Below are 23,884 nucleotides of genomic sequence, written 5' to 3' on the forward strand. Positions count from 1 at the left end.
AGGACCCAGTCGCGGATCATGCTTGCAAACACTCCAAAGATCCTGATCGTCGAGGACGATCTGCAGACCAGAGATTTGATTGCCCGCTACCTGCGCGACCAATCCTGCCTGGTGGCCACCGCCTCGAACGGCAGGGAAATGGATCGTTACCTTGCCGGGCATTCGCTCGATCTCGTCGTCCTCGATCTGATGCTGCCCGGAGAGGATGGACTAACCCTGTGTCGGCGCCTGCGCGGCGATTCGACGATCCCGATCATCATGCTCACGGCAAAGGGCGAGGACCTCGACCGGATCCTCGGGCTCGAGATGGGCGCGGATGATTATCTCGCCAAGCCGTTCAATCCGCGCGAGCTGCTGGCGCGGATCAACGCCGTGCTGCGCCGCCAGGCGCAGGCCGGCCTTGCCGGGCGCTCGGGTCAGAGCGCCGCGCGCCTGCGCTTCCAGGACTGGACCATCGATCTGCGCCTGCGCGAACTGCGCGATCCCGACGGCGCCCAGGTCCCGTTGACGAGCGCGGAGTTCGACCTGCTGCAGGTGTTCTGCGAGCGGCCCGGCCGGATCCTGACGCGGGATGGCCTCTTGACCATGACGCGCAGCCGGCCGGCCAGTCCGTTCGGGCGCAGCATCGACGTGCTGGTCAGCCGGCTTCGCCGCAAGCTCGATACGAGCGAAGGATCGTCGGTGATCCGGACGGTGCGCACCGGCGGCTACATCTTCACGCCGCATGTGGAGGACGCATGAGCTGGACCCGCAGGATTGCCGCGCTTTTCAGCTTCCACCGGATCAGTGGCCAGATCGCCGCGCTGATCCTGCTTTCGCTGGTGCTTATCCATGCGCTGATCGGGGTCTATTTCGTCAGCCAGAAGCCGAGATCGTTCGCGGACAGGCCGGTCCATCAGTTCCGGCTGGTTGCCAGGCTTCTGGCCGAGGCCCCTGCGGCCGATCGCGCAACGCTGTTGCGCGCTGCCGATCGCGCCTTTCCCCGGCTGCACCTTACTCTGCGCGACGCAGGTCCGGGCTCGTCCGATGAGGCTTCGTCCGAGGCACCTGGCGTCGACGACGTCGATGAGTTTTCCTCGAAGACCGCGCCGGCGGCGGTTCGGTTGCCGGACGGAGCCCTGTTCGAAGCGACGATCGGCCCGACGAAAATGCCGCCCTTCTTCGGCGGGTTCTGGGTCAGCACATTCCTGTTCCTGTTCGTCAGCGTCACGCTGCTCGGCGTGTGGGCCGGCCGCGCGCTCAGCGCGCCGCTCTCCGCGTTCGCCCGCGCCGCCGAGAATTTCAGCATCAGCCAGGCCGCCGCGCCGCTTCCGGAGACCGGCCCGGAGGAAATCCGCGCCGCAGCGGTTGCGCTCAATCGCATGCGCGAACGCATCACCACGCTGATGAATGACCGCACGCGCATGCTCGCCGCCATCAGTCACGACCTGCGCACGCCGATCACCCGGCTAAGGCTCAGGTCCGAATACATCGAGAACGACGCCCAGCGCGCGGAGACCCTGCACGACCTCGACCAGATGCAGGCCATGCTGGAGTCCGTGCTGTCATTCCTGAGCGGCGGCAGCGCGGCGAAGCCGACGCTTGTGAACGTCGCTGCCCTGCTGCAGACGATCTGCGAGCAATTCTCCGATTGCGGTCACGTCGTGCGCTACCAAGGCCCGACCAGGGCTTCGCTCCTGATCCGCCCGAGCGAGATCAGCCGCACCGTGACCAATTTGGTGGAGAACGCCCTGCGCTTCGGTAGCGAAGTCGAGATCAAGCTGACCGCGTCAGCCGATCAGGCCATCATCGACGTCTCGGACGACGGTCCGGGGATTCCGGAGCATCGCCGGGCCGAAATGCTGAAGCCATTCGTCCGGGGCGACGAGGCCCGCACCATGGACGAGAAAAGCGGGTTCGGACTTGGCCTTTCGATCGCTCAGGCCATGGTGTGCGGGCATGGCGGCGAGCTGTCCCTGCACGACAACGCGCCGCACGGCCTTCTTGTCCGCATCAAATTGCCGGGGCCCGTGCACCCTGGATCGGATCGGAGCGGGGCGAGCGCGTCTCGCCCCCCAGTTCCTGAGCTCGTTGGCTAGGGAAGGTTCAGGATCAGGTTCAGAATCGCTTGCCCCTGCCGCCCGGCCGCTTTTGATCGGACCCGGATTGCTTCAGTTCGTCCGGCGTGACGCGGCAGTCGCCGTTCTTGTCGAATTGCAGGATGAACTCGTTCGGCTTGTCGACGAACTCCCCGTGCGTGACCTTGCCGTCCCGGTCCTCGTCGAAATAGCCGAAATCCGCATCGGCGAGCGCGCTGCCGGCGCGGCGAACCGCTTCGAACTCGGCGGGCGTGAGTCGCCCGTCGTGATTGCGGTCGGCGCGATCGAACAGCCGGCCGAGATAGGCCTTCCATTCGTCGCAGGTGTAGACGCCGTCGTGATTGTCGTCCCAGATCTCGGCCGCGCTCGCCGGTGAGCGGTCTCCGCCGGATTGCGGACGCGGCGGCCCTTGATCTGATGGAGCCGGCTGCGCCGCTGCGAATGGAAATGGCGCGGAAAGCCCGCTCATCATGGCAATCATCCCGCAGATGGACAGCAACTGTCTGCGCAAGTCGATCTCTCCCCCGCGTCATCCCGAAGCGGCGCGGAGTTGTCGGTCGCGCCGTGGCGAAAATGCGGAAGGGCGCCGCGCGGATACAGCGCGTTACAATTTGGCCCGCAGGATCAGCCCTTCTTCGGATCGGCGCGCGTGTTGCGCAGCAGATTGTCGCGCAGCCTCGCAACGGTCTTCTGCACGACGGGAAATTCGTCGCCGAGCCCGGTGGCTTCGACCAGGGACACATTGATGTCCTTGTCGAGCAGGCGTCGGCCGGCCGGCGTCAGGCTCACGCGAACCTGCCGCTCATCGGCGGGATCGCGGGCGCGGCTGATATAGCCGCTCTGCTCGAGCTTCTTGAGGATCGGCGTCAGCGTGTTGGATTCCAGAAACAGCTTCTCGCCGAGCGCGCTGACGGTCTGCTCGTCCGCCTCCGACAGCGCCACCATGGCGATGTATTGGGTGTAGGTCAGGCCGACCGCGTCCAGGATCGGCTTGTAGGCGCGGCCGAAGGCCAGATTGGCCGAATAGACCGCAAAGCACAGAAAATTCGAGAGTTTTCGGCCCTTGGTCTCGGCCTTGGAGGAGCGGGTCACGGACGTCTCCGGAGGTTGTGATGTCGCGGTCAATATAAATCGCATCCGATTAAATCGGAAGTGCTTGACACGATCAAGCCCGTGGCCTATTTCAACGCGTACACGATTAGATCGGATACGATCTATATTCATCCCAAAGGAGCTCGCCATGACCGCCAATGCAAAGGTTCTCCTCACCGGAAAGACCCACGTCACCGCCGGCCCGAACGGCGCCGCCCGCTCGCGCGACGGCTTCCTCGACGTCAAGCTGCCGCAGCCGCACCCCGCCGCGGAAAACCTGTTCGCGGCCGCCTGGTCGGCCTGCTACATCGGCGCGATCCAGCTTGCCGCCGGTCAGCGCAAGGTCAAGCTCGCGAGCGAGCCCGAGGTCGACGCCGAGATCGATCTGAACCAGGCCGGCAGCGCCTTCTTCCTGAGCGCACGCCTCAACGTCCACGTCCCCGGCGTCGAGCGCGAGGTTGCGCAGGAGCTGATCGAAGCCGCGCACGGCATCTGCCCCTACTCCAAGGCGGTTCACGGCAACATCGATGTCACGACCACCCTCGTCTGAAACGAGCACATGACGATCTCCGATGCGGGCCGGCCGCTTGCCGGCTCGCGATCGGACAGGGACGCAAGCCAATCCTGGAGTTCAAGATGACCAGCAAGCTGATGAAGGCAACGCGCCTCCTCGCGAGGACGGCCTTGTTCACCGCCAGCCTCCTGACCATACCGAGCGCACAGGCGCAGCAAGCGGCGGGATTCACGCGAACCGACCTGCAGCGCCACGACCTCAGCGCCGGCGGGCGTGAAGCCGTGCAGGTGCGTGTCGACATCGCGCCGGGCGAGGCATTCGGCCGCCATACGCATCCGGGCGAAGAAATCATCTATGTGCTCGCCGGCACGCTCGAATACGACGTCGACGGCAGGCCGCCGGCGAGGCTGAAGGCCGGCGACGTGCTGTTCATTCCCACCGGCACGGTCCATGCCGCGAGGAATGTCGGCGACGTCACCGCCAGCGAGCTTGCGACCTATATTGTCGAGAAGGACAAGCCGCTGCTGACCCTCGTGAAGTGACCGATACCGCCTGCCCGCCCCTGCGTCTGGGCAGGCACGGCGCGACATCGTGTTCACTTCGTGCCGTGAGCCTCGGCCTGCCGCACCGGCCGCGCGTTGAAGATCAGGAAGCTGAGCGCGGCCATGATCCACACCCCGATGCCACCATAGAGCATCACCCAGCCGAAGCCGCTCGCGAGCGCCTGATGCACGACCGGGCCGGTCAGCTCCGGCGCGGATGCGATGTCGCCGGCCGCGATCCGCTCGGCGATTGCCCGAAGTTGCGCGCCGTCCAGCGCCGGCAGCACCGCCTTCAGATGCGCCAGCACGCCGCTCGCCAGGATAAAGCCCATCAGCGCGATGTTGACTGAAAGCGAAACCATTCGCGCGCTCATGTCGATGCCCGAGGCCATGCCGGCGCGGTCGCTCGAGACCGAGCCGGTCGTCGTGTTGGTGACCGGCGTGTTGGTGATGCCGAGACCGATGCCGGCGAGCAGGCAGCCCGGCAGCATCGTCAACCAGTCCGGCTGCGCGGCGGCGCTGCCGAATTTCATCAGCATGAATCCGGCGCCGATCGTGAACAGCCCCACCGGGATGATCAGGCCGGGCTGATAGCGCAGCGACAGTCGCTCGGCGAAGGGCGGCATCACCAGAGTCGGCAGCGTATAGGCAAGCAGCGCAAGACCCGCGGACACGCTGTCATAGCCGAGGCCGGCGTGGAACCAGATCGGCAGGTAGATCATGAACGGCCAGTAGCTGAGGTTCATCGCCGCCGAGCCGACGATCGAGCCGGAGAAAGCTGGAATCCGAAACACTGAAAAGTCGAACATCGGCCGCCGGCTGATCTTCTCGGCAACCAGGAATGCGATGAAGCTCACGGCGGAGACGCCGAGAATCGCAAGCCCCTTCGAGCTGGCAAAGCCGAGATCCTGCCCCTGCGTGATGTAGAAGGCGAGACAGAACACGGCGAGCGACATCGTCACGATACCAGCGACGTCCAGGCTGCTCGCCTTAGGATCCTTCGATTCATGCACGCCGCCGATCGTGAGCACGAACGCAACGGCCGCGAACAGCACGTGGACGAGGAATACCCACTCCCAGCTCAGCACCGCGACGACGGCGCCGCCGATGATCGGGCCGAAGCCGAGGCCGATGCCGAAGATGACGCCCCACCAGCCCCAGGCCACGGCGCGCACCCGGCCGCCCTGGAATTCGTGCGAGAGCACGGCGATCTGGCAGATCAAGAGCGCGCCGCCGCTGAGGCCCTGCAAGAACCGGGCGAGGATCAGCATTTCGACGCTCGAGGCGATGCCGCAGATCAGCGAGGTGATGCCGAACGCCGCGATCGCGACCAGGAAGATGCGCTTGCGTCCGTAGCGGTCCGCCACCGTCCCGATCGCCATCAGCACCGTGGTGACCGCGATCGTGTAGGCGTTCATGATCCATTGCAGCGCCTTGAAGTCGGCATGCAGCACCCGCTCCAGCGTCGGCAGGATCGCGGGGATGCTGGAAATCTCCAATCCGAACATCAGGCAGGCAAGGCATACGGCGGACAGCACAACAGCGCCGCGGCGGCTCAGTTCAGTAGACATGATCAGGCCTTTTGTTGTGGCAAGCCAACGGCATACCGCACGCTGTTGCCAGGGTGCTGGCAGCAGCGTCGGTCGATCGACTCACGATGTATTGAGGCAGCAACGGCAGGAATCGGGTGGCCGCAGCGCTTCACAGCGCAAAGCTAGTCACGGCTTGAGCATTGGTGAATTGGATGACTAGATATTTCAGAGACAACAAATCCGGATGACTGACATGACCACGCTCGACGTCGACGCCGTGAAGACATTCGTGACCATCGCCGATCTCAAGAGCTTTACGCGCGCCGCCGAAACGCTCGGCACCACGCAGGGCGCGATCAGTGTCAAGTTGAAGCGGCTGGAAAGCCAGCTCGGCCACAGGCTGATCGAACGGACACCGCGCCTGGTACGCCTGTCGGCGCAGGGCGCGGCTTTCCTCGCCCCCGCGCAGGAATTGCTCGCCGCGCATGATCGCGCCGTCGCGGCGCTGTCGCCCGTGCGCCCGCGTCGCTTCTCGCTCGGCATCGCCACCCATGTCGGAGGCGCGGAGGTTCCGACCTTGCTGGCGCGGCTGCACGCGCACGATCCGGCGCTCACCATCGAGGTCCGGCTCGAGGACTCCCGCGACCTGCTCGATGCCTTCGATCGCGGCGAGATCGACGCCGCCATCATCCGCCGCGAGGACGACCGCCGCGACGGCGAGATGCTGGCGACGGATCACTATGGCTGGTTCGCCACGCTGGACTTCGTCCATCGCGCGGGCGAGCCGCTGCGGCTCGCCGCCTCCTCGCCGTCCTGCGGCGTGCTCAACATCGCGACGCGCGCGCTGGCGGCGGCGGGCATCCCGTGGACGGAAAGCTTCCTTGGCTGCGGATCCTTTGCCGTCGCCGACGCGGTCGCCGCAGGCCTCGCGACTTCGGTGTTCTCCAGCCGGCTCGCCCCGGCCGGGACGATCGAGGTCAGCCGGCGGCTCGGCCTGCCTGCCCTTCCGCCGTCCGAGATCATGCTGCTGTCGGCGCTGTCAGACGCAAAATCACGGGCGGTCCTGAAGACGATCGTTGGTGCCTTTCGCGAGCACCATCGGATGCCTGCGAACCGCGCGGCAGAGGAAATCCATACTGTCACGGAAGTTGTCGGCTCCTGAGCGATCTGCGCGCCGGCCGACTAGCGGCGCGCTTTCCCTCGAACAGCGCGCGCTCCGAGGTGAGCGCGCTGGCGAGAAAATCGAGCGTCGCGCGGATGCGCGCGGTGCGCTTGAGATCGTCATGGGTCAATAGCCACAGCGCCGAGCGCGGCTCCGCGAGTGCTTTCGGCGTCAGGCGGCGCAGCGCGGGCGCGAGATCGCCGACATAGCAGGGCAGCAGGGCAAGCCCCAGCCCCGCTGCCGCGGCATCGCGCAGCGCCGGAAGCGCGTCGACCCGGCATGTGGTCCGCGCCGAACGCAGGTTCTCGCGCATCCAGCCAGCGATGACGGTCCCCGCCAGCGCATCGTCGAGCCCGATCCAGTCGTGCAGCGACAGATCCCTGTCACCGCGGCGGGCGAGATAGGCGCGCGATCCGTAGACCGCATGGGCAATATCGGCAATGCGCCGTCCGACCAGCAGTTCGGAAGGCGCCGGTGTCGGGCGGATCGCGATCTCGGCCTCGCGGCGCGTCAGGTTCGCCATCGCATTCGAGATGATGATCTCCGGCTGGATCTCCGGATGCGCGGCGCGCATCGCCGGCAGATGCCGCATCAGCACCGCGCCGAGCGTGTCCGTCGTCGTGATCCGCACCGGCCCCGACGGCCTGAGGTCTCGTCCCGCCAGCTTGCGCTCGAGCGCAAGCACCTCGTCCTCGAGCCGGGCTGCCGACGCCGCCGCGATCTCGCCGGCCGGTGTCGGCGCGTAGCCGTCGCGGAAGCGCTCGAACAGCCGCGTTCCGATCGCATCCTCGATCGTGCCGAGGCGGCGAAACACGGTGGAATGCGTGACGCCGAGCCGGCGCGCCGCCCCCGAGAGGCTGCCTTCCCGCGCGACCGCGAGGACAAGGCGAAGGTCATTCCAGTCAAGCGGGCTGTTCATTTTTGCAAACTCAATTAGCAGAGTTGACGAATACCTTATCACGGACAAACAGGCCATCTTCCCGAAAAGTTCAGCCGACGGACACCCCTCGTGAGGGCGCCGGCGATTGCCGAGAGGAGCTGGCAGTGACAAGCGAGACCACCGAGACGTTGCAATTGCACGCCGCGCGGCCGGCGACGGTCGACCCGCGGCGATGGCTGGCGCTGCCGGTGCTGCTCACCGGCGCCTTCCTGCCGATCCTCGATTTCAATGTCGTCAACCTCGCGCTGCCGGCCATTCGCGACAATCTCGGCGCCACCTCGAGCGAGGTGCAGTTCGTGATCTCGGCCTATGCCGCGACCTACGCCGTGTTCCTGATCACCGGCGGCCGGCTCGGCGACCTCTTGGGGCGGCGGCAGATGTTCCTGACCGGCGTCGCTGGCTTCACGATCGCATCCGTGCTGTGCGGCATCGCGTGGTCACCGGCCATGCTGGTCGCCGGACGGATCCTGCAGGGCCTCACCGCCACCGTGATGGCCCCGCAGGTGCTCGCCTCGATCCGCGTGCTGTTTCCGGCGGCCGAACAGGGCCGCGCGCTCGGCTTCTATGGCGCGACCTTCGGACTTGCCAATATCTGCGGCCAGCTGCTGGGCGGCGTGCTCGTGTCGGCGCATCCGTTCGGACTGGCCTGGCAGGCCATCTTCCTGATCAACGTGCCGATTGGCCTCGCCGCCTTCGTCGGCGGCCTGCTGTACCTCGCCGACTCGCGCGCCGCGCACGCGCAGCGGCTCGACGTCGGCGGCGTCATCCTGCTGTCGCTCACGCTCGGCCTCCTGGTTTACCCGCTGATCGAGGGCCGGGAATCCGGCTGGCCTGTCTGGATCGTCGCGATGTTGCTGGTCTCGCCGCTGATGCTCGCCGGCTTCGTCCGCTTCGAGGCGCGGCTCGAAGCCCGTGGCGGCGACCCGCTGGTCGCGCTGCATCTGCTGCGCAACAGCGATTTCGTGATCGGGCTGCTGATGGCGCTGGCCTTCTACATGCTGTCCTCGTTCTATTTGACTTTCGCGGTCTACCTGCAAAGTGGCCTGCACCAATCTCCGCTGGAAGCAGGCCTCGCCACCCTGCCCTTTGCCGCCGGTTTCTTCGTCAGCTCGCTGGTGTCGTCGCTGGTGATGCAATGGCTCGGCCCGCGCACGCTGACGCTGGGCTTTGCGCTCCAGGTCATCGGCTTCAGTGTCGTGATGCTGTCGGTCGGCGGCGTGCTTCCGCAAAGCCTGGAATTCGGCCTGATCTGCGGCGGGCTCGGCTTCGGCACCGTGATGCCGTCGGTGATCAAGGCCGTGATCGGCAGCATCGATCCGCGCCATGCCGGGTTGGCATCGGGGATGATGATCTCGACCTTCCAGATCGGCGCCGCACTCGGCGTCGCGGTGATCGGTGGTGTCTTCTATAGCCTGCTCGGGCCGCATCCGCGGGCCGACGATTACGCGCACGCCTTCACGATCGCGCTCGGCTGCAATGTCGCGCTGCTGGCGCTCGGCGGCTGGCTGTCGCTGTGGCTGCCGCGCGAGCCGGCAGCGGGTTGAGATCGACACCGCCGACACGGCTATTGCTTCGCGGCCGCGAGCGGTGGCGGAAACAGCAGCCTGAGCAGGATGGCGGCAAGCAGCGTCACCAGGGCGAGACCGGTGGAGAGATAGAGCGCGCTCGCATCGCCGAACCGGTCGATCACGATTGCATAGATCAGCGGCGCCGCCGCCGGCAGGATGAAGCTCGGGACAATGAGCCGGCCGACCAGCGTGCCATAGCTGCGATGATCGAACAGGATGAGCGGCAGCGTTCCCTTGGTGATGGTCAGAATGCCGTTGCAGGCGCCGTAGAGCAGCGCGAACGCGATCCCCATCTCCCGCGCTGATCCGCTGAACAGGCCGGCGATGAAGGAGAGCGGCATGATCAGGCAGGCCATCAGGTTGAGCCCGAGTGGATCGATCCGTCCGCCGAACAGGACTTCGCAGAGACGCGCGGCGGATTGCCCGATCCCCCGCAGCGTAGCGATCCACACCGCAATGGTGACGGTGAGTCCGAGGCCGGTGAGCACCGCGATCATGTGTGCGGACATGCCGGCGTTCAGGAAGTTCGCGCCGGTCATGATCACGGCATAGAGCCCGCTCGCCGCTGCAAGCTGCCGCCGCCCCACCGCGCGCGGTTGCCTCGATGCCACCGCGGAGCCCGGCACGCCGGCAAATCGCTGGTTCGGAATCAGCAGATGCAGCGGGATCGTCAATAGCGCAATGCCGGCATAGGCCAGCACCGCGATGCGCCAGCCGAAATGGTCCGAGAGCGTATGGCCGAGCGGCCAGAACACGGTGGCGGCCAAGCCACCAAGCAAGGTGATCCCGGACATCGCGCGGCGCGCCTCCGGCCCGCCGATCCGGGCCAGCGCAGCGAAGGCGGCATCGTACAGCGTCAGCCGCATGCCGAGGCCAAGAACGATCCAGGATGCGAAATGGCTACCGATCTGGTGCGAGACCGCGAGACCGGCGCAGCCGAGCGCATTGATCACGGCGCCCGCGACCATGACCTGCCGGCCACCGCTTCTGTCCACCCACCTCCCGGCAAGGGGAGACGTCACCCCCATCACCAACAGCGCCGCGGCAAATCCGCCGTAGACGATGTCGCGGCTCCAGCCCAGATCCGCGGCGATCTGCTCGCCGAATCCGCCGATCAGATAGTAGGTCGCGCCCCACGAGATCAGTTGAGCCAGCCCGAGGGCAATCACGACCCGGCGTGCGATCACCGGGCCGTTTCCCTGTCTGACGGCAGCGTGGCAGCGCCCGGCCCCAGCGGCCGCTGCATCAGCACGGTGTCGACCCATTGCCCGAGCTTGAAGCCCACCGACCTCAGCGTCCCGACCATCTCGAAGCCCATGCGTCGGTGCAGCGCGATCGATCCGGCGTTGCCGCTGTTGCCGATCACGGCGATCATTTGCCGCCAGGGTCCCGCCTCCGACCGTTCGATCAGCGCCCGCAGCAGCGCCGCGCCGACGCGGCGGCCACGCAGGGCTTCCGACACGTAGACCGAGTCTTCAATGGTGTTGCGATAGGCCGGCCGTGGCCGGTACGCCGTCGCGTAGGAGTAGCCGGCCACCCGTCCGTCAATATCGGCCACGAGATACGGCAGCCCCGCGGCCAGCACGGCGGCGCGGCGCCCGAGCATCTCGTCGAGTGTCGGCGGCACTTCCTCGAAGGTCGCCAGCCCGTTGAGCACGTGCTGCGCGTAGATGCGCTGCACCTCCGCCATGTCGACCTCTGTGGCGTCGCGGATCACGGTGTCTTCGTTGTCGCTCATCCTTGCCTCGTGTTGCGGCATCATCCCTGTGCTTCGACGGCGCGTCGGCGCATGCTGCAGGCACCACGGGCTCATCTCCACATCGCTGCGCGACAGTCCGACATCCGCCAGCAGGCGATCGTCGAGCTCACGCAGCGCCTGCCGGCGGCGGATGCGCGAATGCGAAGAGACCGCAAGATAGCGCCCCAGCTCGACGATGACACCGCCAATGGACTTGAGGCCGGACAATGCCTGCTCCCGGTCTGCCGAAGCCGTCGCTTGCCGGACTATGCGCCGCGGCGTTATATAAGTGAAGCTTTGACAGCTTATGCGCGGCATAAGAGATACTTTGATGAAGAACCTCAACCTCGATTATCTCGAAAGCTTCGCTGTCGTGATCGACTGCGGCAGCTTCTCGGCGGCGGCCGAGCGGCTGCAACTCACGCAGCCCGCGGTGAGCCTGCAGGTGCGCCAGCTCGAGCGCAGCCTCAATGCGACCTTGATCGAGCGGGTCGGACGACGGGCGAGACCGACGGCCGCTGGCGTCGCGCTGCTCTCGCACGCACAGCAGATCAATGCGGCGGTGGCATCGGCGGTCGACGCCGTTGTACAGCAGACGACCGGAACGGCAGGCCGCGTGCGGCTCGGTACCGGCGCGACCGCCTGTATCTTCCTGCTGCCGCCGATCCTGAAGGAGCTGCGCGCCGCGCTGCCCTCGCTGGAGATCACGGTCACGACCGGCAACACCGCAGAGATCGCAAGAGCGGTCGAGGACAACACCATCGACATCGCGCTTGTCACACTGCCGGTGTCGGGACGCAGCTTCGAGATCACGCCGGTCGTGAACGACGAGTTCGTGCTGATCGCGCCCCGCGACATGATACTGCCGGCGCGGATCACGCCGGAGGTGTTGGCGACCAGGCCGGTGCTGCTGTTCGAGCCGGGCGGCAACACCCGGCGCACCGCGGACGAGTGGCTGGCGCGCGGCGGCGTGTCGTTGAAACCGTTGATGTCGCTCGGCAGCGTCGAGGCGATCAAGGAGATGGTGCGCGCCGGGCTAGGCTGCGCGGTGCTGCCCGGCATGGCCGTTCCCGCCAGCACCAAGCAGCGCGACCTGATCGTCCGATCGCTGTCACCAAAGCTCTACCGCCGGCTCGCGGTGGTGATCCGCCGCGACAAGCGCCTCGATCGCGGGCTGCGGCAGACCTTGTCGGCGCTGAAGGCACTCTCGGCCGCAAAGAACGAGGGCCGCTAGGGAGGACGCCGTGCGTCCTCCCTGCTCTACCCCTTACGTCGCCTTGCGCTCCTGCTCCGCGATCTTCCGGAACGCGGCCTCGCCGGCATCGGTCACCGCCGCCCATTTTGCGTTCGGCGTGGCCTCGGCGTCGTAATTGTCGTGCCAGTTCCACCATTTGTAGGTCGGGCCTTGCGGATAACCCTTCGGCGAGTCCTCCCAGAGTTCCTGGCGGCCGAGCGGCGTGATGTCGAGATAGCTCCACACCGTACCCATCGCTTCGTCACCGCGGCTGTTGACGAAATAGGTCCGGAAGATCCGCTCGCCGTCGCGGATGAACACGTTGTGGCCGTGCCACTCGGCGACGCCGAAGTCGGCGTCAAAACTGTCGGTGATCGTGTACCACGGCATGTCCCACTCCATCCGCGCCTTCAGCCGCGCGATGTCGGCCTGCGGCGCGCGCGAGGCGTAAGCGAGCGTGGTGTCGCGCTGGTTCAGATGGGAGAGATGACTGACCTGGTCGGCGCCGAGCGAACAGCCGCGGCAGCCGTGGTCCGGCCAGCCGAACACGCCGGGCTCGAAGAAGGCGCGGTAGATGATCAGCTGCCGGCGGCCCTCGAACAGGTCGAGCAGGCTCGCCTTGCCGTTCGGTCCTTCGAAGACATACGGCTTCTCGACCGCCATCCAGGGCATTCGCCGCCGCTCCGCCGCAAGCGCGTCGCGTGCCCGCAGCTGGGCCTTCTCCTTCACCAGCATCTCCAGGCGCGCCGCCTCCCACGCCTCCCGCGACACCACCGGCGGTGTCTGCATCGCCGCCAGTTCGCCGCGATCGTTTTCAGCTGATTTATTCATGATGGTCTCTCCATCTCCGATTTGGACGAACTCCGGGACCTCAGCGCGGTTCCATCGCCGCCCGCCGTTCGCCGTTGGTCATGCCCCAATCTGACGCCGCGGCAGCGGTGAGTGGGAGTGACAAGTGTGTCGGGATTTTCACGCATGCGATCCGGGTCGCAACCTGTCTTTGCGATATGCTTGCACTTTGCAACTATCTGTGCGAGCCTCTCACCCCATGAAACAGACTGCGCCTGCGTCCGACGATGGGCTGAAGCTCAGTGCCTGGCTGCCCTACCGCCTGTTCCTGGTCGCGGCGCAGGTCGCCCGACCGCTCGAGCGTTTCTACGGCGAGACGTTCGGATTAAGCCAGGCCGGCTGGCGTATCCTCGCCGTCATCGCCGAGCGCGACGCCGCCAACGCCTCCGAGATCGGCCGCGCCTGCGCCCTCGACCCGTTTGCGGTCAGCCGCGGCATTGGCCAACTCGTCGAGCTCGGCTTCGCGGTGCGGCGGCCCGGCAAGACCGACCGGCGCTTCGCCGCCGTCAGCATTACCCGCAGCGGCCGGGCCGCGTTCAACCGGATCGCCGCACTCGGCAGCGCGATCGAGACGCGGCTGCTGGCGCGGCTCTCGGAGAGCGAGCGAACGACACTGGATTCCGCCCTCACCCGGCTTGAGGGAGAAAGCGCGCGGATCGATGCCGAGGGCTGGCGCGCACTGCGCGATGACGCCGACGCGCCATGACGGCCCTGCTGTTCGCGCTGACCGCGCTGCTCTGGGGCGGCGGCGCGCTGGCAACGGCGATGCAGGCCGGCGTGACGCCCGCGCCGTGGTCGGTCGCACTGCGCATGGTGCTCGCGGGCGTCATCCTGCTCGGCTACGGCCGGCTGCGCGGCGTGCCGCTCACGATCCCGCGAAGGGATCGACCGGCGGTCGCATTGCAGGGCCTGCTGTTCTTCGCCATTGCTTTCATCGCCTTTTATGAGGCGACGGCACGGATGCCGAGCGGGCTTGCGGCACTCGTCCTGTCGACATCGTCGCTGTTCGCGGCCGTGATCGCGCGCGCCGCGCTCGGCGTGCCGATCTCCTCCGGCTTCGTATCGGGCGCGCTGTGCGGCATTCTTGGACTGGCGATCATCTTCCTGCCCGGCGCGGCCGCGCACGGAGCCACGCCGCTTGCGGGTTTCGCCTGGGCGCTCACCGCGGCGATCGCAACCGGCGCCGGGACAACGGTCGGTGCGCGCAACCAGCGCGCCGGACTGCCCGTCGTCTCCGTGCTCGGCTGGGGCGCGTTCGTCGGAGCCGCAGCAAGCGCGCTGTGGGCCGTCGCGACCGGCACGCCGTTTGCCGCCGACATCTCGCTCTCCTACGTGGCGAGCTTCCTCTATCTTGGGATTGCCGCCTCCTGCATCACCTTCATGCTCTATTTCGAGCTGGTGCGCCGGCTCGGTCCCGGGCGCGCGGCCTATACGCTCGCGCTGGTGCCGCTCGTCGCGCTCGTGCTGTCGGCGCTGTTCGAGCACCTTGCGCTCGGCTGGCCGGTGCTCGCCGGCGCCGCCGCGATCCTTGCCGGCAACGTGCTGGTGCTGGCGCGGGCCTAGAATATTCCGCGGTCGGCGCGCAGCTTGCGGGTTCAAACGGCTGGCCGACGGCGCCATGCCGCAGCCGCCGGGATCATCGCGAGCAGGCTGATGCCCGCGAGGACGAGAAAGATCGCGGCGTAGCCGACGGTCGCAGCGATCAAGCCTGCCAGCGGCGGCGTGATCAGCGTCGCAACATCGTAGGCGGCATCGAACAGCCCGATGCCGGACGCAATCTGCGTTGCGGGAACGGCGCGCACCACCGGAAGCGCCAGCAGCGGATACGTCATCGACATGCCGCAGCCCGCGACGATCGCACCCGCAATGGCGGTCTGCTCGTCGGGCGCAAGCCCCAGGATCAGCATGCCGCCGGCCAGCGCCGCGAGCGCAAACAGGACCGGACGCGGACCCGTGGCGCGATCGCACACGCCGCTGAACACGGGCCGGGCCAGCGCAAACGCCGCCAGGAAAACGAACAGCGCGGTCGAGCCTCCGTGCCAGCCGCGATGCAGGAACGCGAGTACGACAAAGCTGGTCGTGCCGATGTAGCTCATCACGGCGAGGCCGAAGCCCAGCGTCGGCCGCCAGATCGCCCTGAGGATTGCCGTCAGCGGCACGGCCACCGCACCATGCGGCGATGGCGCACTCCGTTGCGCGATCAGCACGAGCGGAAGACCGCCGAGCGGCACGAGCATCGTGATGGCGGCCGCGACCAGGAAGCTGTCCGGAGCAAGCTGCGGCGGCAACAGCGCGGTGAGGAGATGCGCGATGTCTCCCGCAAGCCCTCCTAGCAGCGCACCGGCCGAAATGCCGGCGAAGAACAACAGCCCGACCCATGACATCGCCCTGCCCTGATGCGCCGGTCCAGCAAGGATCACCGCCCAGGCGGTGCCGCCCGAAAACAAGAAGCCCTGGCCGATGCCCATCGCGACGCGGCCTGTCACCATCAGCCCAAGCGCCGCGAACGCCGACACTGGCAGCAGCCCTGCGAGCAGGTAGAACGCACCCGAGGCAACCGCGCCGAAAAGCCCGAGCATCGTCGCGTCGCGTGCGCCCCGGCGGTCGGCAAAGCGGCCGACCAGCGGGCGCGTCAACAAGGTCGCGAGACCCTCGGCAGCCAGCACGGCGCCGGCAACGAGCGGACCGAAGCCGAGATCGGCATCGACGCGCACCGGCAGCACCGCGAGCGGCGCACCGAGACTGGCCAAGCCGAACATCGCAACCAGTCCCGGCAGGAGCACGGCGCGCCTGAGGCTGGTCGGTGGAGTGCGGTCGACGGATGGATGATGGAGGTATTGCTGCATGGCTCGGCTCGAAGTGAACAAGGAGCCGCGGAATAGACATTGACGCTTCTAGCATTAGAATGCGCCGCCATGGCACTTCAGAACGGACAAAATTTCCGCAATTACGAGACCCTGGCCGGCGTCGCGGCGTTCGTTCACGCCGCCGAGCAAGGCGGATTTGCCGCCGCGGGCCGGATTCTCGGCCTCTCCGGCTCCGCCGTCGGCAAGGCCGTCGGCCGTCTCGAAGCGCGGCTTGGCGTGCGCCTGCTCAACCGCACCACGCGCAAGGTGACGCTGACCGGCCCCGGCGCCGAATTCTTCCGGCGCGCCCGCAACATCCTGGCCGAGCTCGACGAGGCCGAACAGGTGCTCGCAGAGCAAGGGGGCGCGCCGCGCGGACGGCTCAAGGTCTCGTTGCCGCACAACATCGGCCAGTTGCTGGTCCCGCGGCTCGCCGAATTCGCGCGGCGCTTTCCCGACGTCGCGCTCGATGTCCAACTCGAGGACCGCCTCGTCGACATGGTCGGTGAAGCCATCGATGTCGCCCTACGAACCGGCGAGCTTACCGATTCGTCGCTGATCGCGAGCCGGATCGGACCGCAGCATTTCGTGATCTGCGGCACGCCGGATTATTTCCGGCGGATGCCGCAGCCCGAGACGCCGAACGATCTGGCGGTCCATCGCGGTGTCAGCTTCCGCGTACCGACGACGGGCCAGATCTACCCGTGGAGCTTCTGCGGCGAGTTCGCCGGCGCAATGGCGACGGACTCCGTGACCTTCAACAACTCCGATGGCGTGCTCGCAGCGATCCGCTCAGGCATCGGGATCGGACAACTGCCGGTGATCCTTGCGCGTTCCTGTATCGCGCGCGGCGATCTGGTTGCCGTGCTGACCGACTACATGGTGTCGCGCGGCAGCGTGTGGATCGCCTGGCCGAGCAACCGGTACCGGTCGCTGGCGCAGCGCGCCTTCGTCGACTTCATCAGGCAGCAATTGCCCGATACGGTGTTCGAGCCGATCGGCAAGCCATGACCGCGATCGCGCCGGCCAATTGACGCCGCGACGATATCTGAGTGCTGGTGCTGGCGCGCGCCTGACCGGCTCGTCAGCGTACAGCAAGAGGCATGCGGCAAGTTGTCCGCGCCGGCGGTCGCCGGCCGGTCAACCTCATGTTTCCCGGTCGCATTAATCGGATGTTGTCCGGCTCGCGCATAATGAAGCACCTCGGGACACGGGGCGGCTTCGCAGGGTTACCCGATCGTGAATTCCATCCGCAAAATCGGCAACACCGAGTACTTCGCAATCCAGGTCGACGGCCAGGATGACTGGATCATGCGTCCTGCCCTCGGCAAGCGGCCCGCGCGGAATGCCGGGCTGCTGCCGGACGGCATCGCGTGGTTCTTCAACACCGACGCGGGATTCGTCTTCCATGATCTCGCGCGTCGCCAACTCGTCGATCGGCTGCAAACGCCCTGGGCGCGCGGACACGACGGAAAGGACGCGCGCGACGACTATCTGAGCTACGGATTTCTCGAGAGCAAGGATGGCCGGTTCGTCTATCTGCTGCTTTATCACGCCGTGCACACGACCGACCTGCATGTCATCGACCTCGAGCGCAGGGCGAGCATCCGCTCGGTTCAGGGCATGCCGAGCGGCAACTCGCTGTGCCCGCCGGTTCTGGACCAGGATGGCCGAATCCTGGTTTCGGCGTTCCGGCACGACAACGGAATCGTTGCACTGCTGCTGCGCATCGATCCGCAGACGGGCCATCACGAGGTGTCGAGCTGCGAGGGATCGCGGGCGAGGTCGTTTCTGATCCGCTCGAGCCCGTGCGGCCGCTATTGGCTGCGCGGAGACAATTCCCGGCTTCCCATGATCACCGAGGAGGCTTCCATTCTCTCGCGATTGCTCAGCAGAGACACCGCGGCGCAGCGGGAGTATTTCAGCTTTGCCGTCGAGATCTGGCAGGCCTTTCCGCTGCGGCGGCTGCACTCCGTCGCGCCGATGTGGATGCAGGCCGAAGGGTTGCCCGACACGACCCAGCTCGACCTCGACAGGCGGAACCAGGGATTGCCGCCACGACGCGGCGAGATCTACCGCAAGGTGTCGCGGTTGCTCGATCGCGAGGCCACGCTGACGACCAACGAGATCAACGCGAAATCGCACCCCGATCTGTGGCCGGATCTGAACAGCCACTACGCCAATGTCAGCAGCAATCTCCGCGACTTCGAACTCTCCGAGCGCGACGTGATCGGCTGGCAACCCGATAGTCAGGCTTTCTGGTTGAAGCGGCATGAGTTCGTCGCCTGCGTCGGTGTGGACGGGACGGTTTCGCCCAAGATCATGCTGGAGCGGTTCGGGATGGACGACCGTCCTTGGCTGGCGCGCGCCCGCGGCTGGTCGAAGGCGACACCCCTGCCCGACCGGCGCCTCGATATGCGGTTCGCGGAGGGGATGGTGACAGTCTCCGGCGCGCCGCACAATCCGACACACCGCGTCCGGGTCGTGCCCGTAACGGAGGATCATTTCAGGCCCGCTGCACCCGAGTCGCAAGAAGAGGACAAGGATGCCGCGCTGGCCAAGAAGGCCGAGACGCTCGCCAAGCGGTTCAGCACCTACACCGTCGATCTCGCCTCGATGAGCGAGCCCGACTGTATCGCGGCCATCGATGCGCTGACGGCGCAGATCGGTCCCGATATCAACGAGCGGCCGCACGACAACCACCTGCAGGCGGTGTTCCGTTGCGACGGCAAGTGGCTCAACGAGAAGAAGTTCTTCACCCATGTCACCAGGCATTGCCCCGGCGCCGCGCCTGCGATCCGAAGGCTGATCGACGCGGCATGCACGCACATCGGACCGCACACCAACGCCTGGTACGACCCCTACGGAGACGAGATTCCGACCGCACTGTTCGGCTACGCCGCGTGGTGTCTCGCGCGTCTCGACAAGTCGAGCAACGACGTCCTACTACGCTACTACGGACTGGTCGATACCGATCACGAGAACTTCTTCTTCGAGAAGATCGCCCCGTTAATGCTGGAGAACGCTGGCAGCGCGAGCGCTCGCCTGGAGCTCGCGGAAGGGTTCTATTTCGGCGATCTCGGCAATGCCATCGACCACTCGGGTCTCTGGCGCATGGCGAAGATGGCCGAGCACGCGGCGAGCCTGATGACGGCGCAGCAGTATGCCGCGCGATTGCTGGCGCGTGCAGCCGCGACGTCCGCCGCCCGATCGAAGTCGGAGTTCGGATATTATTGTTTCGACAATCTCGCGCGGTTCCTGACGGATCCTTCGCAATGGGAAACAGAGCTGCTGCAAGAACTCCGGCAAGCGGCGAGCGATCTCGCGCCCCAGTAGCGCCGCTGATGATCGCGATCATCGCGTCATTCCAATCGCAACAGTGCGCAGGATGACCGCGCGTGCCTGCCGGCCTTCCGGCCAAGGCGGTCAAAACGCTGGCCGACGAGACCATCCGCCCGATCGCCGGCTTCCTGTAAGAGCCGCCGCTGCCGCGGCAGATAAAAATATCGCGCCGGCATGTCACATTCGCCGTTCCTCGTTCGTCATGATGTCGTCAACCAAACCAGGGAAACCGACCATGACTGTCAGACTTGATCCGCTCGCCGCCGCCCCCAAGATCATGAAGATCTGGTTCGACGCGTCACTTGCGATCACCTCCACCCTCGAGCCGAAGCTCGCCGAGCTCGTGAAGATCCGCGCGTCAGAGATCAACGGCTGCGCCAATTGCATCAATTTGCACACGACGTTCGCCCGCGATGAGGGTGAGACCGAGCAGCGCATCTACCTGCTGTCGGCCTGGCGCGAAGCGCCCTGCTACACCGACCGCGAGCGCGCCGCGCTCGGCTGGACCGAAGCCCTGACGCGGATCTGCGAGCAGCATACCCATGTCGCGGCCTACGAGACGCTGAAGGCGCATTTCACGCCGGAGGAGCAGGTTAAGGTGACCTTGCTGATCAACATCATCAACGGCTGGAACCGGATCGCGGTCGGCTTTGGCGGCTTCGTCGATCCGCAAGTGATCAAGGCCAAGATGGCCGCGGCGTGACCGCCGAAACGACACGAGACGACGCAGCGGCGACTTCGTTCCGCTGCGTCCCAGGCTAATGCGCGTAGGCTATCGCAGCACTTAGGCGCTAAGGCTTCATTCGGTCCGGATCGCCGGCCAATTGACGTGGCGACGATATCTGACTAAAGTCAGATATATGCTCGACCCCGTTTCCCGCGTCCGCCGCTTCAACCGTGCCGTGACCTCCGCCGTCGGCGCGCTCGACACCTCGTTCCTCGGGCGCGGCCGGCCGCTCGGCGCGGCGCGCGTGCTGAACGCGATCGGGCATGGCCGCGCCGATGTCGGCGAGATCAGGGATTATCTCGGCCTCGATTCCGGCCTGATGAGCCGCCTGCTGCGCAGCCTCGAGGACGAGGAACTGATCGAGACCACGGCGCATAGCGACGATGCGCGCCGCCGCATCGCACGGCTGACGGCGGCGGGTAAGCGCGAGTTCAGCGCCTATGAGGCGATCTCCAACCGGCAGGCCAAGGACTTTCTCGCCCACCACAGCCAACGCGAGGCGCTGCTGGCGGCGATGGACCTGATCGCCTCGGCGCTTGGCCGCGACGGCACCGCCCTCGATGAGATGGATCCGCGCAGCGACGAGGCGCGCTACTGCCTGGGCGAATATTACGCCGAGCTCGCGCGGCGCTTCGAGAGAGGCTTTGACGTCAGGCTGTCGCGCGACCCCGAGGCCAAGGACATGGTGCGCCCGCGCGGCAGCTTCATCGTGGCGATGTCGGACGGGCTGCCGATCGGCTGCGTCGGGCTGAAGGGCAGCAGCGGCGAGTTCGCGGAGATCAAGCGGCTCTGGGTCGCACCTGGCGCGCGCGGCCTCGGCCTTGGCCGCCGCCTGATGGACGCCGCCGAGCAGGCCGCACGCGAGCTCGGCATCGCGGTGTTGCGGCTCGACACCAACAGCGCGCTGCCGGAAGCCGGCCAGCTCTATCGCAGGACGGGCTGGACCGAGATCCCGCGCTTCAATGACGACCCCTACCCCGATCTGTTCTTCGAAAAGCATCTCTGAACGGCGCGCCGCGCGCGGTGCCTGGCATCAGCATGTTGTCCGGCGCGATGCGCTGGCCTAAGACACGGGCATGACCATTCGCCCCATCGTGCGCTATCCCGATCCGTGCCTTGCATTGCCGGCCGAGCCGGTGACCATGTTCGACGAGGCGCTGCGCGAACTGGCGCAGGACCTGCTCGAGACCATGCGCGCGGCGCCGGGCATCGGCATCACCGCGCCGCATATCGGCGTGTCCCTGCGCGTCGTGGTGCTCGAGCTCGATGCCCGCGAGGGGCCCCTGACCTATGTCAATCCGGAGATCATCCGGACCTCGCCGGAGATGATCCTGCACAAGGAGGGCAGCGTCTCGATGCCCGGGGTCAATGACGAGGTCGAGCGCCACGCCCGCGTCCGCATCCGCTATCAGGATCTCGACGGCAACATGCAGACGGAGGAATCCGATGGCCTGCGCGCGGTGTGCCATCAGCACGAGATCGATCAGCTCGACGGCGTGTTCTGGATCAGGCGGCTGTCCCGCCTGAAGCGGGAGCGCCTGATCAAGCGATACGACAAAATCTCGCGGACGTGATCGTAGCCCGCATGAGCGAAGCGACATGCGGGACAAAGCCGCGATCAGCAGACGGAAAAGCCCCGGATATCGCTGCGCTCATCCGGGCTACGCGTCTTGCGCGAGCGAACCAACCTGCCTTCGTCCTACCCTCCCGCCATCAGATCCTTGGCCAGCGCCATGTAGGCCGGCAGCGTCACGGGATCGTTCGCGGCATTCCCGGCGGCCGGGTGCGAGGCGTAGCGCGCGATCACCATGTCGGCCTTCGGATCGATATAGAGGCCCTGGCCATAAACACCGCGCGCCATGAAGGCGCCGTGCGCATTGTGCGTCACCCACCATTGATTGCGGTAGGACGCCCCTGGCAGCGTGGTGTAGCCGGCCGGCTTGAATTTCTCGGGATCGCCGCCGCGCGCGATATCCTCGACCACTTGAGACGGTACGATCTGGCGGCCGTTGAAGCGGCCGTGGTTGCGGATCGTCTCGCCGAACCGGGCAAGATCGCGCAGCGTCGTCGACAATCCGCCGCCGCCGCTTTCGGTGCCGATGCGATCGACGTGATAATGCGCATCCTCCTCGGCGCCCATCGGGGCCCATATCCGCTCGGAGAGCAGGTCCGACAGCGTCATGCTGCTGGCACGGCGGCAGATCCAGGCCAGCACGTCGGTGTTGACGGTCTTGTAGGCGAATGCCTTGCCGTGCTCGCCCTGCTTCTGCTGCGCGCAGAGGAAATCAAAGATATTGGTCGCGCCCTCATAGCCCGGCTCGATCGGCGCCATGCCGTTGGCCCGTCGCAGCCCCCACACGTCGGAATTCTTGTCGGTATAGACCTCGGTGTATTTGAGGCCGGTGGTCATATCCATCGCCTCGTGCACGCGGGCATCGCCGAATGCGCTTGCCCTCAACTCCGGCACGTAATCGGTGATCGGCGCCTGCGGATCGATCTTGCCCTCGGCGATCAGGATGCCGGCGAGCGTGCCGGTGAACGATTTGGTCACCGACATCGCGATGTGCGGCTTGTGCGGCTTCAACGCGCCGAAATAGCGCTCGTAGATCAGCTTGCCCCGGTGCAGCACGGCGATGCCGTCGGCATAGGTCTCCTCGAGCATGCGCGCGAAGGTCATCGGGCGGCCGTCCATCGTCACCGATGCCGACGCGCCGATATCATGGTCTTCGCGCGGCAGCACCGACGCCGGCCCTGCCCCGCGCCAGACATTCACGGTCGGCACCAGCTGGCGGATGTTGCTCCAGGCCCAGCGCAATTCGGGGAAGCTGCGGAACGAGCCGTTCTGGAAGGTGATGGTCCTGTCCTGCGGCGGCGGAAAGCCCTGCATCCAGCCAAGCGTTTGCGGATCGGATTCGGCGGCGGTGAGATTTTGCTGTTGATTGGCGGCGGCGGCTGCGACGGACATCAGGGCTGTCTCCAGAGCTGCGAATGCGAATTTCGTATCACGCGACAGCACCAGGCACATCCCGCGTTTGCGCCGGGGTGACCGTCGCGGCGAGCGCACGCCGCAACGCGAATGGCCGCGCGCCGCAGATACCAGCTCGATCGGACACTTGACTATCGAGCCCGGGCCAGATCATTCCGGCACGCGGATTACCCCGCCGCCGCGCGCTCGATCGCGGCGATGTCGATGTTCTTCATCGTCATCATCGCCTCCATCGCGCGCTTGCCGGCGGCGCGGTCGGCGCTGTTGACGAGCTCGAGCAGCCGCCGCGGCGTGATCTGCCAGGCAAAACCCCAGCGATCCCGGCACCAGCCGCACGGCAATTCCTTGCCGCCATTGGACGTGACCGCATTCCAGTAGCGGTCGGTCTCCTCCTGGCTGTCGGTGAGCACCATGAAACTGACCGCCTCGTTCGGCGTGTAGTTGGAGCCTCCGTTCAGCCCCACGAAGCGCCGGCCGAGCACGGTGAACTCGACCGTCAGCTCCTCGCCCTGCCCGATGCCCGGTATCGGAGATTGATGGCCTGCGCCGACATGGCTGTCGGGAAACGTCGCGGCGTAAAACTCCGCCGCCTCGCGCGCCCGGCCCTGATCGAACCAGAGGCATGTGACGAGATCGGTCATGGCAGTCTCCTTGCAGGGATGATCGAGCGGGATGGAGCGATCATAATGCGTGATTATGGTCCTGGTTCGACGCGGCGCAGGTTATCGTTCCAC

24 protein-coding genes are annotated in these 23,884 nt (G+C 66.4%); 14 read left to right on the forward strand and 10 right to left on the reverse strand.

The window, feature by feature from the left end:
• Positions 1-18 precede the first annotated feature (18 nt).
• Together IF803_RS02065 and IF803_RS02070 are read left to right on the forward strand one after the other, a co-directional pair.
• Entirely contained in the window at positions 19-741 is a 723-nt protein-coding gene (locus IF803_RS02065) for a response regulator (RefSeq protein WP_026192667.1), read from the forward strand.
• The gene (locus IF803_RS02070; protein WP_461191098.1) at positions 738-2,078 is read left to right on the forward strand and encodes an ATP-binding protein; all 1,341 of its coding nucleotides are present in this window, start codon (positions 738-740) and stop codon (positions 2,076-2,078) included. Before IF803_RS02065 ends, IF803_RS02070 begins: the two co-directional genes overlap by 4 nt.
• A 19-nt stretch (positions 2,079-2,097) precedes the next feature.
• Here IF803_RS02070 and IF803_RS02075 read toward each other — a convergent pair whose 3' ends face one another.
• Together IF803_RS02075 and IF803_RS02080 are read right to left on the reverse strand one after the other, a co-directional pair.
• Positions 2,098-2,550 (reverse strand): EF-hand domain-containing protein, encoded by a 453-nt coding sequence (locus IF803_RS02075; protein WP_461191099.1) that lies wholly within the window; start codon positions 2,548-2,550, stop codon positions 2,098-2,100.
• A 152-nt stretch (positions 2,551-2,702) separates the two neighbouring features.
• Complete coding sequence (locus IF803_RS02080) at positions 2,703-3,170, reverse strand: MarR family winged helix-turn-helix transcriptional regulator (protein WP_028344726.1); 468 nt, start codon at positions 3,168-3,170, stop codon at positions 2,703-2,705.
• 148 nt (positions 3,171-3,318) lie between these two features.
• Here IF803_RS02080 and IF803_RS02085 point away from each other — a divergent pair, with 148 nt between their 5' ends.
• Both IF803_RS02085 and IF803_RS02090 read left to right on the forward strand, forming a co-directional pair.
• Entirely contained in the window at positions 3,319-3,720 is a 402-nt protein-coding gene (locus IF803_RS02085) for an Ohr family peroxiredoxin (RefSeq protein ID WP_461191100.1), read from the forward strand.
• 101 nt (positions 3,721-3,821) lie between these two features.
• Positions 3,822-4,226, forward strand: coding sequence for a cupin domain-containing protein (locus IF803_RS02090; protein WP_461191226.1), 405 nt, complete (start codon positions 3,822-3,824; stop codon positions 4,224-4,226).
• Positions 4,227-4,279: 53 nt separating this feature from the next.
• Here the strand turns inward: IF803_RS02090 and IF803_RS02095 are convergent, their stop codons facing one another.
• The gene (locus IF803_RS02095; protein WP_461191101.1) at positions 4,280-5,797 is read right to left on the reverse strand and encodes an MFS transporter; all 1,518 of its coding nucleotides are present in this window, start codon (positions 5,795-5,797) and stop codon (positions 4,280-4,282) included.
• Positions 5,798-6,011: 214 nt separating this feature from the next.
• On the opposite strand from IF803_RS02095, the gene IF803_RS02100 reads away from it, so the two are divergent.
• Entirely contained in the window at positions 6,012-6,920 is a 909-nt protein-coding gene (locus IF803_RS02100; protein WP_461191102.1) for a LysR family transcriptional regulator, read from the forward strand.
• Here the strand turns inward: IF803_RS02100 and IF803_RS02105 are convergent.
• The gene (locus tag IF803_RS02105; RefSeq protein WP_461191103.1) at positions 6,898-7,839 is read right to left on the reverse strand and encodes a LysR family transcriptional regulator; all 942 of its coding nucleotides are present in this window, start codon (positions 7,837-7,839) and stop codon (positions 6,898-6,900) included. The genes IF803_RS02100 and IF803_RS02105 overlap by 23 nt on opposite strands.
• Before the next feature lie 125 nt (positions 7,840-7,964).
• Between IF803_RS02105 and IF803_RS02110 the strand changes: the two genes are divergently transcribed.
• Positions 7,965-9,404: an MFS transporter gene (locus IF803_RS02110; protein WP_461191104.1), complete on the forward strand. Its 1,440-nt coding sequence runs from the start codon at positions 7,965-7,967 to the stop codon at positions 9,402-9,404.
• Between the two features lie 20 nt (positions 9,405-9,424).
• Here IF803_RS02110 and IF803_RS02115 read toward each other — a convergent pair whose 3' ends face one another.
• Positions 9,425-10,615, reverse strand: a complete 1,191-nt coding sequence (locus tag IF803_RS02115; RefSeq protein WP_461191105.1) for an MFS transporter — start codon at positions 10,613-10,615, stop codon at positions 9,425-9,427.
• On the reverse strand, positions 10,612-11,394 hold the full coding sequence (locus tag IF803_RS02120) for a GNAT family N-acetyltransferase (RefSeq protein ID WP_461191106.1): 783 nt from the start codon (positions 11,392-11,394) through the stop codon (positions 10,612-10,614). Before IF803_RS02120 ends, IF803_RS02115 begins: the two co-directional genes overlap by 4 nt.
• A gap of 103 nt (positions 11,395-11,497) precedes the next feature.
• Here IF803_RS02120 and IF803_RS02125 point away from each other — a divergent pair, with 103 nt between their 5' ends.
• Positions 11,498-12,400 carry a LysR family transcriptional regulator gene (locus tag IF803_RS02125; protein WP_461191107.1) on the forward strand — a complete coding sequence of 301 codons (903 nt, stop codon included), beginning with the start codon at positions 11,498-11,500 and terminating at the stop codon, positions 12,398-12,400.
• Between the two features lie 33 nt (positions 12,401-12,433).
• Here IF803_RS02125 and IF803_RS02130 read toward each other — a convergent pair whose 3' ends face one another.
• Entirely contained in the window at positions 12,434-13,231 is a 798-nt protein-coding gene (locus IF803_RS02130; RefSeq protein ID WP_461191108.1) for a DUF899 domain-containing protein, read from the reverse strand.
• Positions 13,232-13,448: 217 nt separating this feature from the next.
• Here IF803_RS02130 and IF803_RS02135 point away from each other — a divergent pair, with 217 nt between their 5' ends.
• Positions 13,449-13,955, forward strand: a complete 507-nt coding sequence (locus IF803_RS02135) for a MarR family winged helix-turn-helix transcriptional regulator (RefSeq protein WP_411781864.1) — start codon at positions 13,449-13,451, stop codon at positions 13,953-13,955.
• Entirely contained in the window at positions 13,952-14,812 is an 861-nt protein-coding gene (locus IF803_RS02140) for a DMT family transporter (protein ID WP_461191109.1), read from the forward strand. The genes IF803_RS02135 and IF803_RS02140 overlap by 4 nt, the downstream gene beginning before the upstream one ends.
• A 32-nt stretch (positions 14,813-14,844) precedes the next feature.
• On the opposite strand, the gene IF803_RS02145 is transcribed toward IF803_RS02140, so the two are convergent.
• Positions 14,845-16,095 (reverse strand): MFS transporter, encoded by a 1,251-nt coding sequence (locus IF803_RS02145; protein WP_028344713.1) that lies wholly within the window; start codon positions 16,093-16,095, stop codon positions 14,845-14,847.
• A 69-nt stretch (positions 16,096-16,164) separates the two neighbouring features.
• On the opposite strand from IF803_RS02145, the gene IF803_RS02150 reads away from it, so the two are divergent.
• The 5 genes from IF803_RS02150 (at position 16,165) to IF803_RS02170 (ending at position 21,738) form a co-directional block, all read left to right on the forward strand.
• Positions 16,165-17,106: a LysR family transcriptional regulator gene (locus IF803_RS02150; protein ID WP_051448180.1), complete on the forward strand. Its 942-nt coding sequence runs from the start codon at positions 16,165-16,167 to the stop codon at positions 17,104-17,106.
• A 228-nt stretch (positions 17,107-17,334) separates the two neighbouring features.
• The gene (locus IF803_RS02155) at positions 17,335-19,431 is read left to right on the forward strand and encodes a hypothetical protein (RefSeq protein WP_461191110.1); all 2,097 of its coding nucleotides are present in this window, start codon (positions 17,335-17,337) and stop codon (positions 19,429-19,431) included.
• Between the two features lie 241 nt (positions 19,432-19,672).
• Positions 19,673-20,140: a carboxymuconolactone decarboxylase family protein gene (locus IF803_RS02160; protein ID WP_304499880.1), complete on the forward strand. Its 468-nt coding sequence runs from the start codon at positions 19,673-19,675 to the stop codon at positions 20,138-20,140.
• Between the two features lie 157 nt (positions 20,141-20,297).
• Positions 20,298-21,170 (forward strand): bifunctional helix-turn-helix transcriptional regulator/GNAT family N-acetyltransferase, encoded by an 873-nt coding sequence (locus tag IF803_RS02165; protein WP_461191111.1) that lies wholly within the window; start codon positions 20,298-20,300, stop codon positions 21,168-21,170.
• Positions 21,171-21,240: 70 nt separating this feature from the next.
• Positions 21,241-21,738: a peptide deformylase gene (locus IF803_RS02170; protein ID WP_461191112.1), complete on the forward strand. Its 498-nt coding sequence runs from the start codon at positions 21,241-21,243 to the stop codon at positions 21,736-21,738.
• Positions 21,739-21,863: 125 nt separating this feature from the next.
• On the opposite strand, the gene IF803_RS02175 is transcribed toward IF803_RS02170, so the two are convergent.
• Both IF803_RS02175 and IF803_RS02180 read right to left on the reverse strand, forming a co-directional pair.
• Positions 21,864-23,129, reverse strand: a complete 1,266-nt coding sequence (locus tag IF803_RS02175) for a serine hydrolase domain-containing protein (RefSeq protein ID WP_304499877.1) — start codon at positions 23,127-23,129, stop codon at positions 21,864-21,866.
• A gap of 188 nt (positions 23,130-23,317) precedes the next feature.
• Positions 23,318-23,791 (reverse strand): VOC family protein, encoded by a 474-nt coding sequence (locus IF803_RS02180; RefSeq protein WP_057019799.1) that lies wholly within the window; start codon positions 23,789-23,791, stop codon positions 23,318-23,320.
• Positions 23,792-23,884 lie beyond the last annotated feature (93 nt).

Source organism: Bradyrhizobium sp. UFLA06-06, assembly GCF_054820065.1.

Coding starts and splice junctions, on each gene's coding strand:
- IF803_RS02130 (WP_461191108.1), bottom strand. CDS start 13,231: ATGAATAAATCAGCTGAAAACGATCGCGGCGAACTGGCGGCGATGCAG.
- IF803_RS02085 (WP_461191100.1), top strand. CDS start 3,319: ATGACCGCCAATGCAAAGGTTCTCCTCACCGGAAAGACCCACGTCACC.
- IF803_RS02070 (WP_461191098.1), top strand. CDS start 738: ATGAGCTGGACCCGCAGGATTGCCGCGCTTTTCAGCTTCCACCGGATC.
- IF803_RS02175 (WP_304499877.1), bottom strand. CDS start 23,129: ATGTCCGTCGCAGCCGCCGCCGCCAATCAACAGCAAAATCTCACCGCC.
- IF803_RS02095 (WP_461191101.1), bottom strand. CDS start 5,797: ATGTCTACTGAACTGAGCCGCCGCGGCGCTGTTGTGCTGTCCGCCGTA.
- IF803_RS02145 (WP_028344713.1), bottom strand. CDS start 16,095: ATGCAGCAATACCTCCATCATCCATCCGTCGACCGCACTCCACCGACC.
- IF803_RS02160 (WP_304499880.1), top strand. CDS start 19,673: ATGACTGTCAGACTTGATCCGCTCGCCGCCGCCCCCAAGATCATGAAG.
- IF803_RS02135 (WP_411781864.1), top strand. CDS start 13,449: ATGAAACAGACTGCGCCTGCGTCCGACGATGGGCTGAAGCTCAGTGCC.
- IF803_RS02105 (WP_461191103.1), bottom strand. CDS start 7,839: ATGAACAGCCCGCTTGACTGGAATGACCTTCGCCTTGTCCTCGCGGTC.
- IF803_RS02140 (WP_461191109.1), top strand. CDS start 13,952: ATGACGGCCCTGCTGTTCGCGCTGACCGCGCTGCTCTGGGGCGGCGGC.
- IF803_RS02100 (WP_461191102.1), top strand. CDS start 6,012: ATGACCACGCTCGACGTCGACGCCGTGAAGACATTCGTGACCATCGCC.
- IF803_RS02125 (WP_461191107.1), top strand. CDS start 11,498: ATGAAGAACCTCAACCTCGATTATCTCGAAAGCTTCGCTGTCGTGATC.
- IF803_RS02065 (WP_026192667.1), top strand. CDS start 19: ATGCTTGCAAACACTCCAAAGATCCTGATCGTCGAGGACGATCTGCAG.
- IF803_RS02180 (WP_057019799.1), bottom strand. CDS start 23,791: ATGACCGATCTCGTCACATGCCTCTGGTTCGATCAGGGCCGGGCGCGC.
- IF803_RS02165 (WP_461191111.1), top strand. CDS start 20,298: ATGCTCGACCCCGTTTCCCGCGTCCGCCGCTTCAACCGTGCCGTGACC.
- IF803_RS02150 (WP_051448180.1), top strand. CDS start 16,165: ATGGCACTTCAGAACGGACAAAATTTCCGCAATTACGAGACCCTGGCC.
- IF803_RS02170 (WP_461191112.1), top strand. CDS start 21,241: ATGACCATTCGCCCCATCGTGCGCTATCCCGATCCGTGCCTTGCATTG.
- IF803_RS02075 (WP_461191099.1), bottom strand. CDS start 2,550: ATGATGAGCGGGCTTTCCGCGCCATTTCCATTCGCAGCGGCGCAGCCG.
- IF803_RS02090 (WP_461191226.1), top strand. CDS start 3,822: ATGAAGGCAACGCGCCTCCTCGCGAGGACGGCCTTGTTCACCGCCAGC.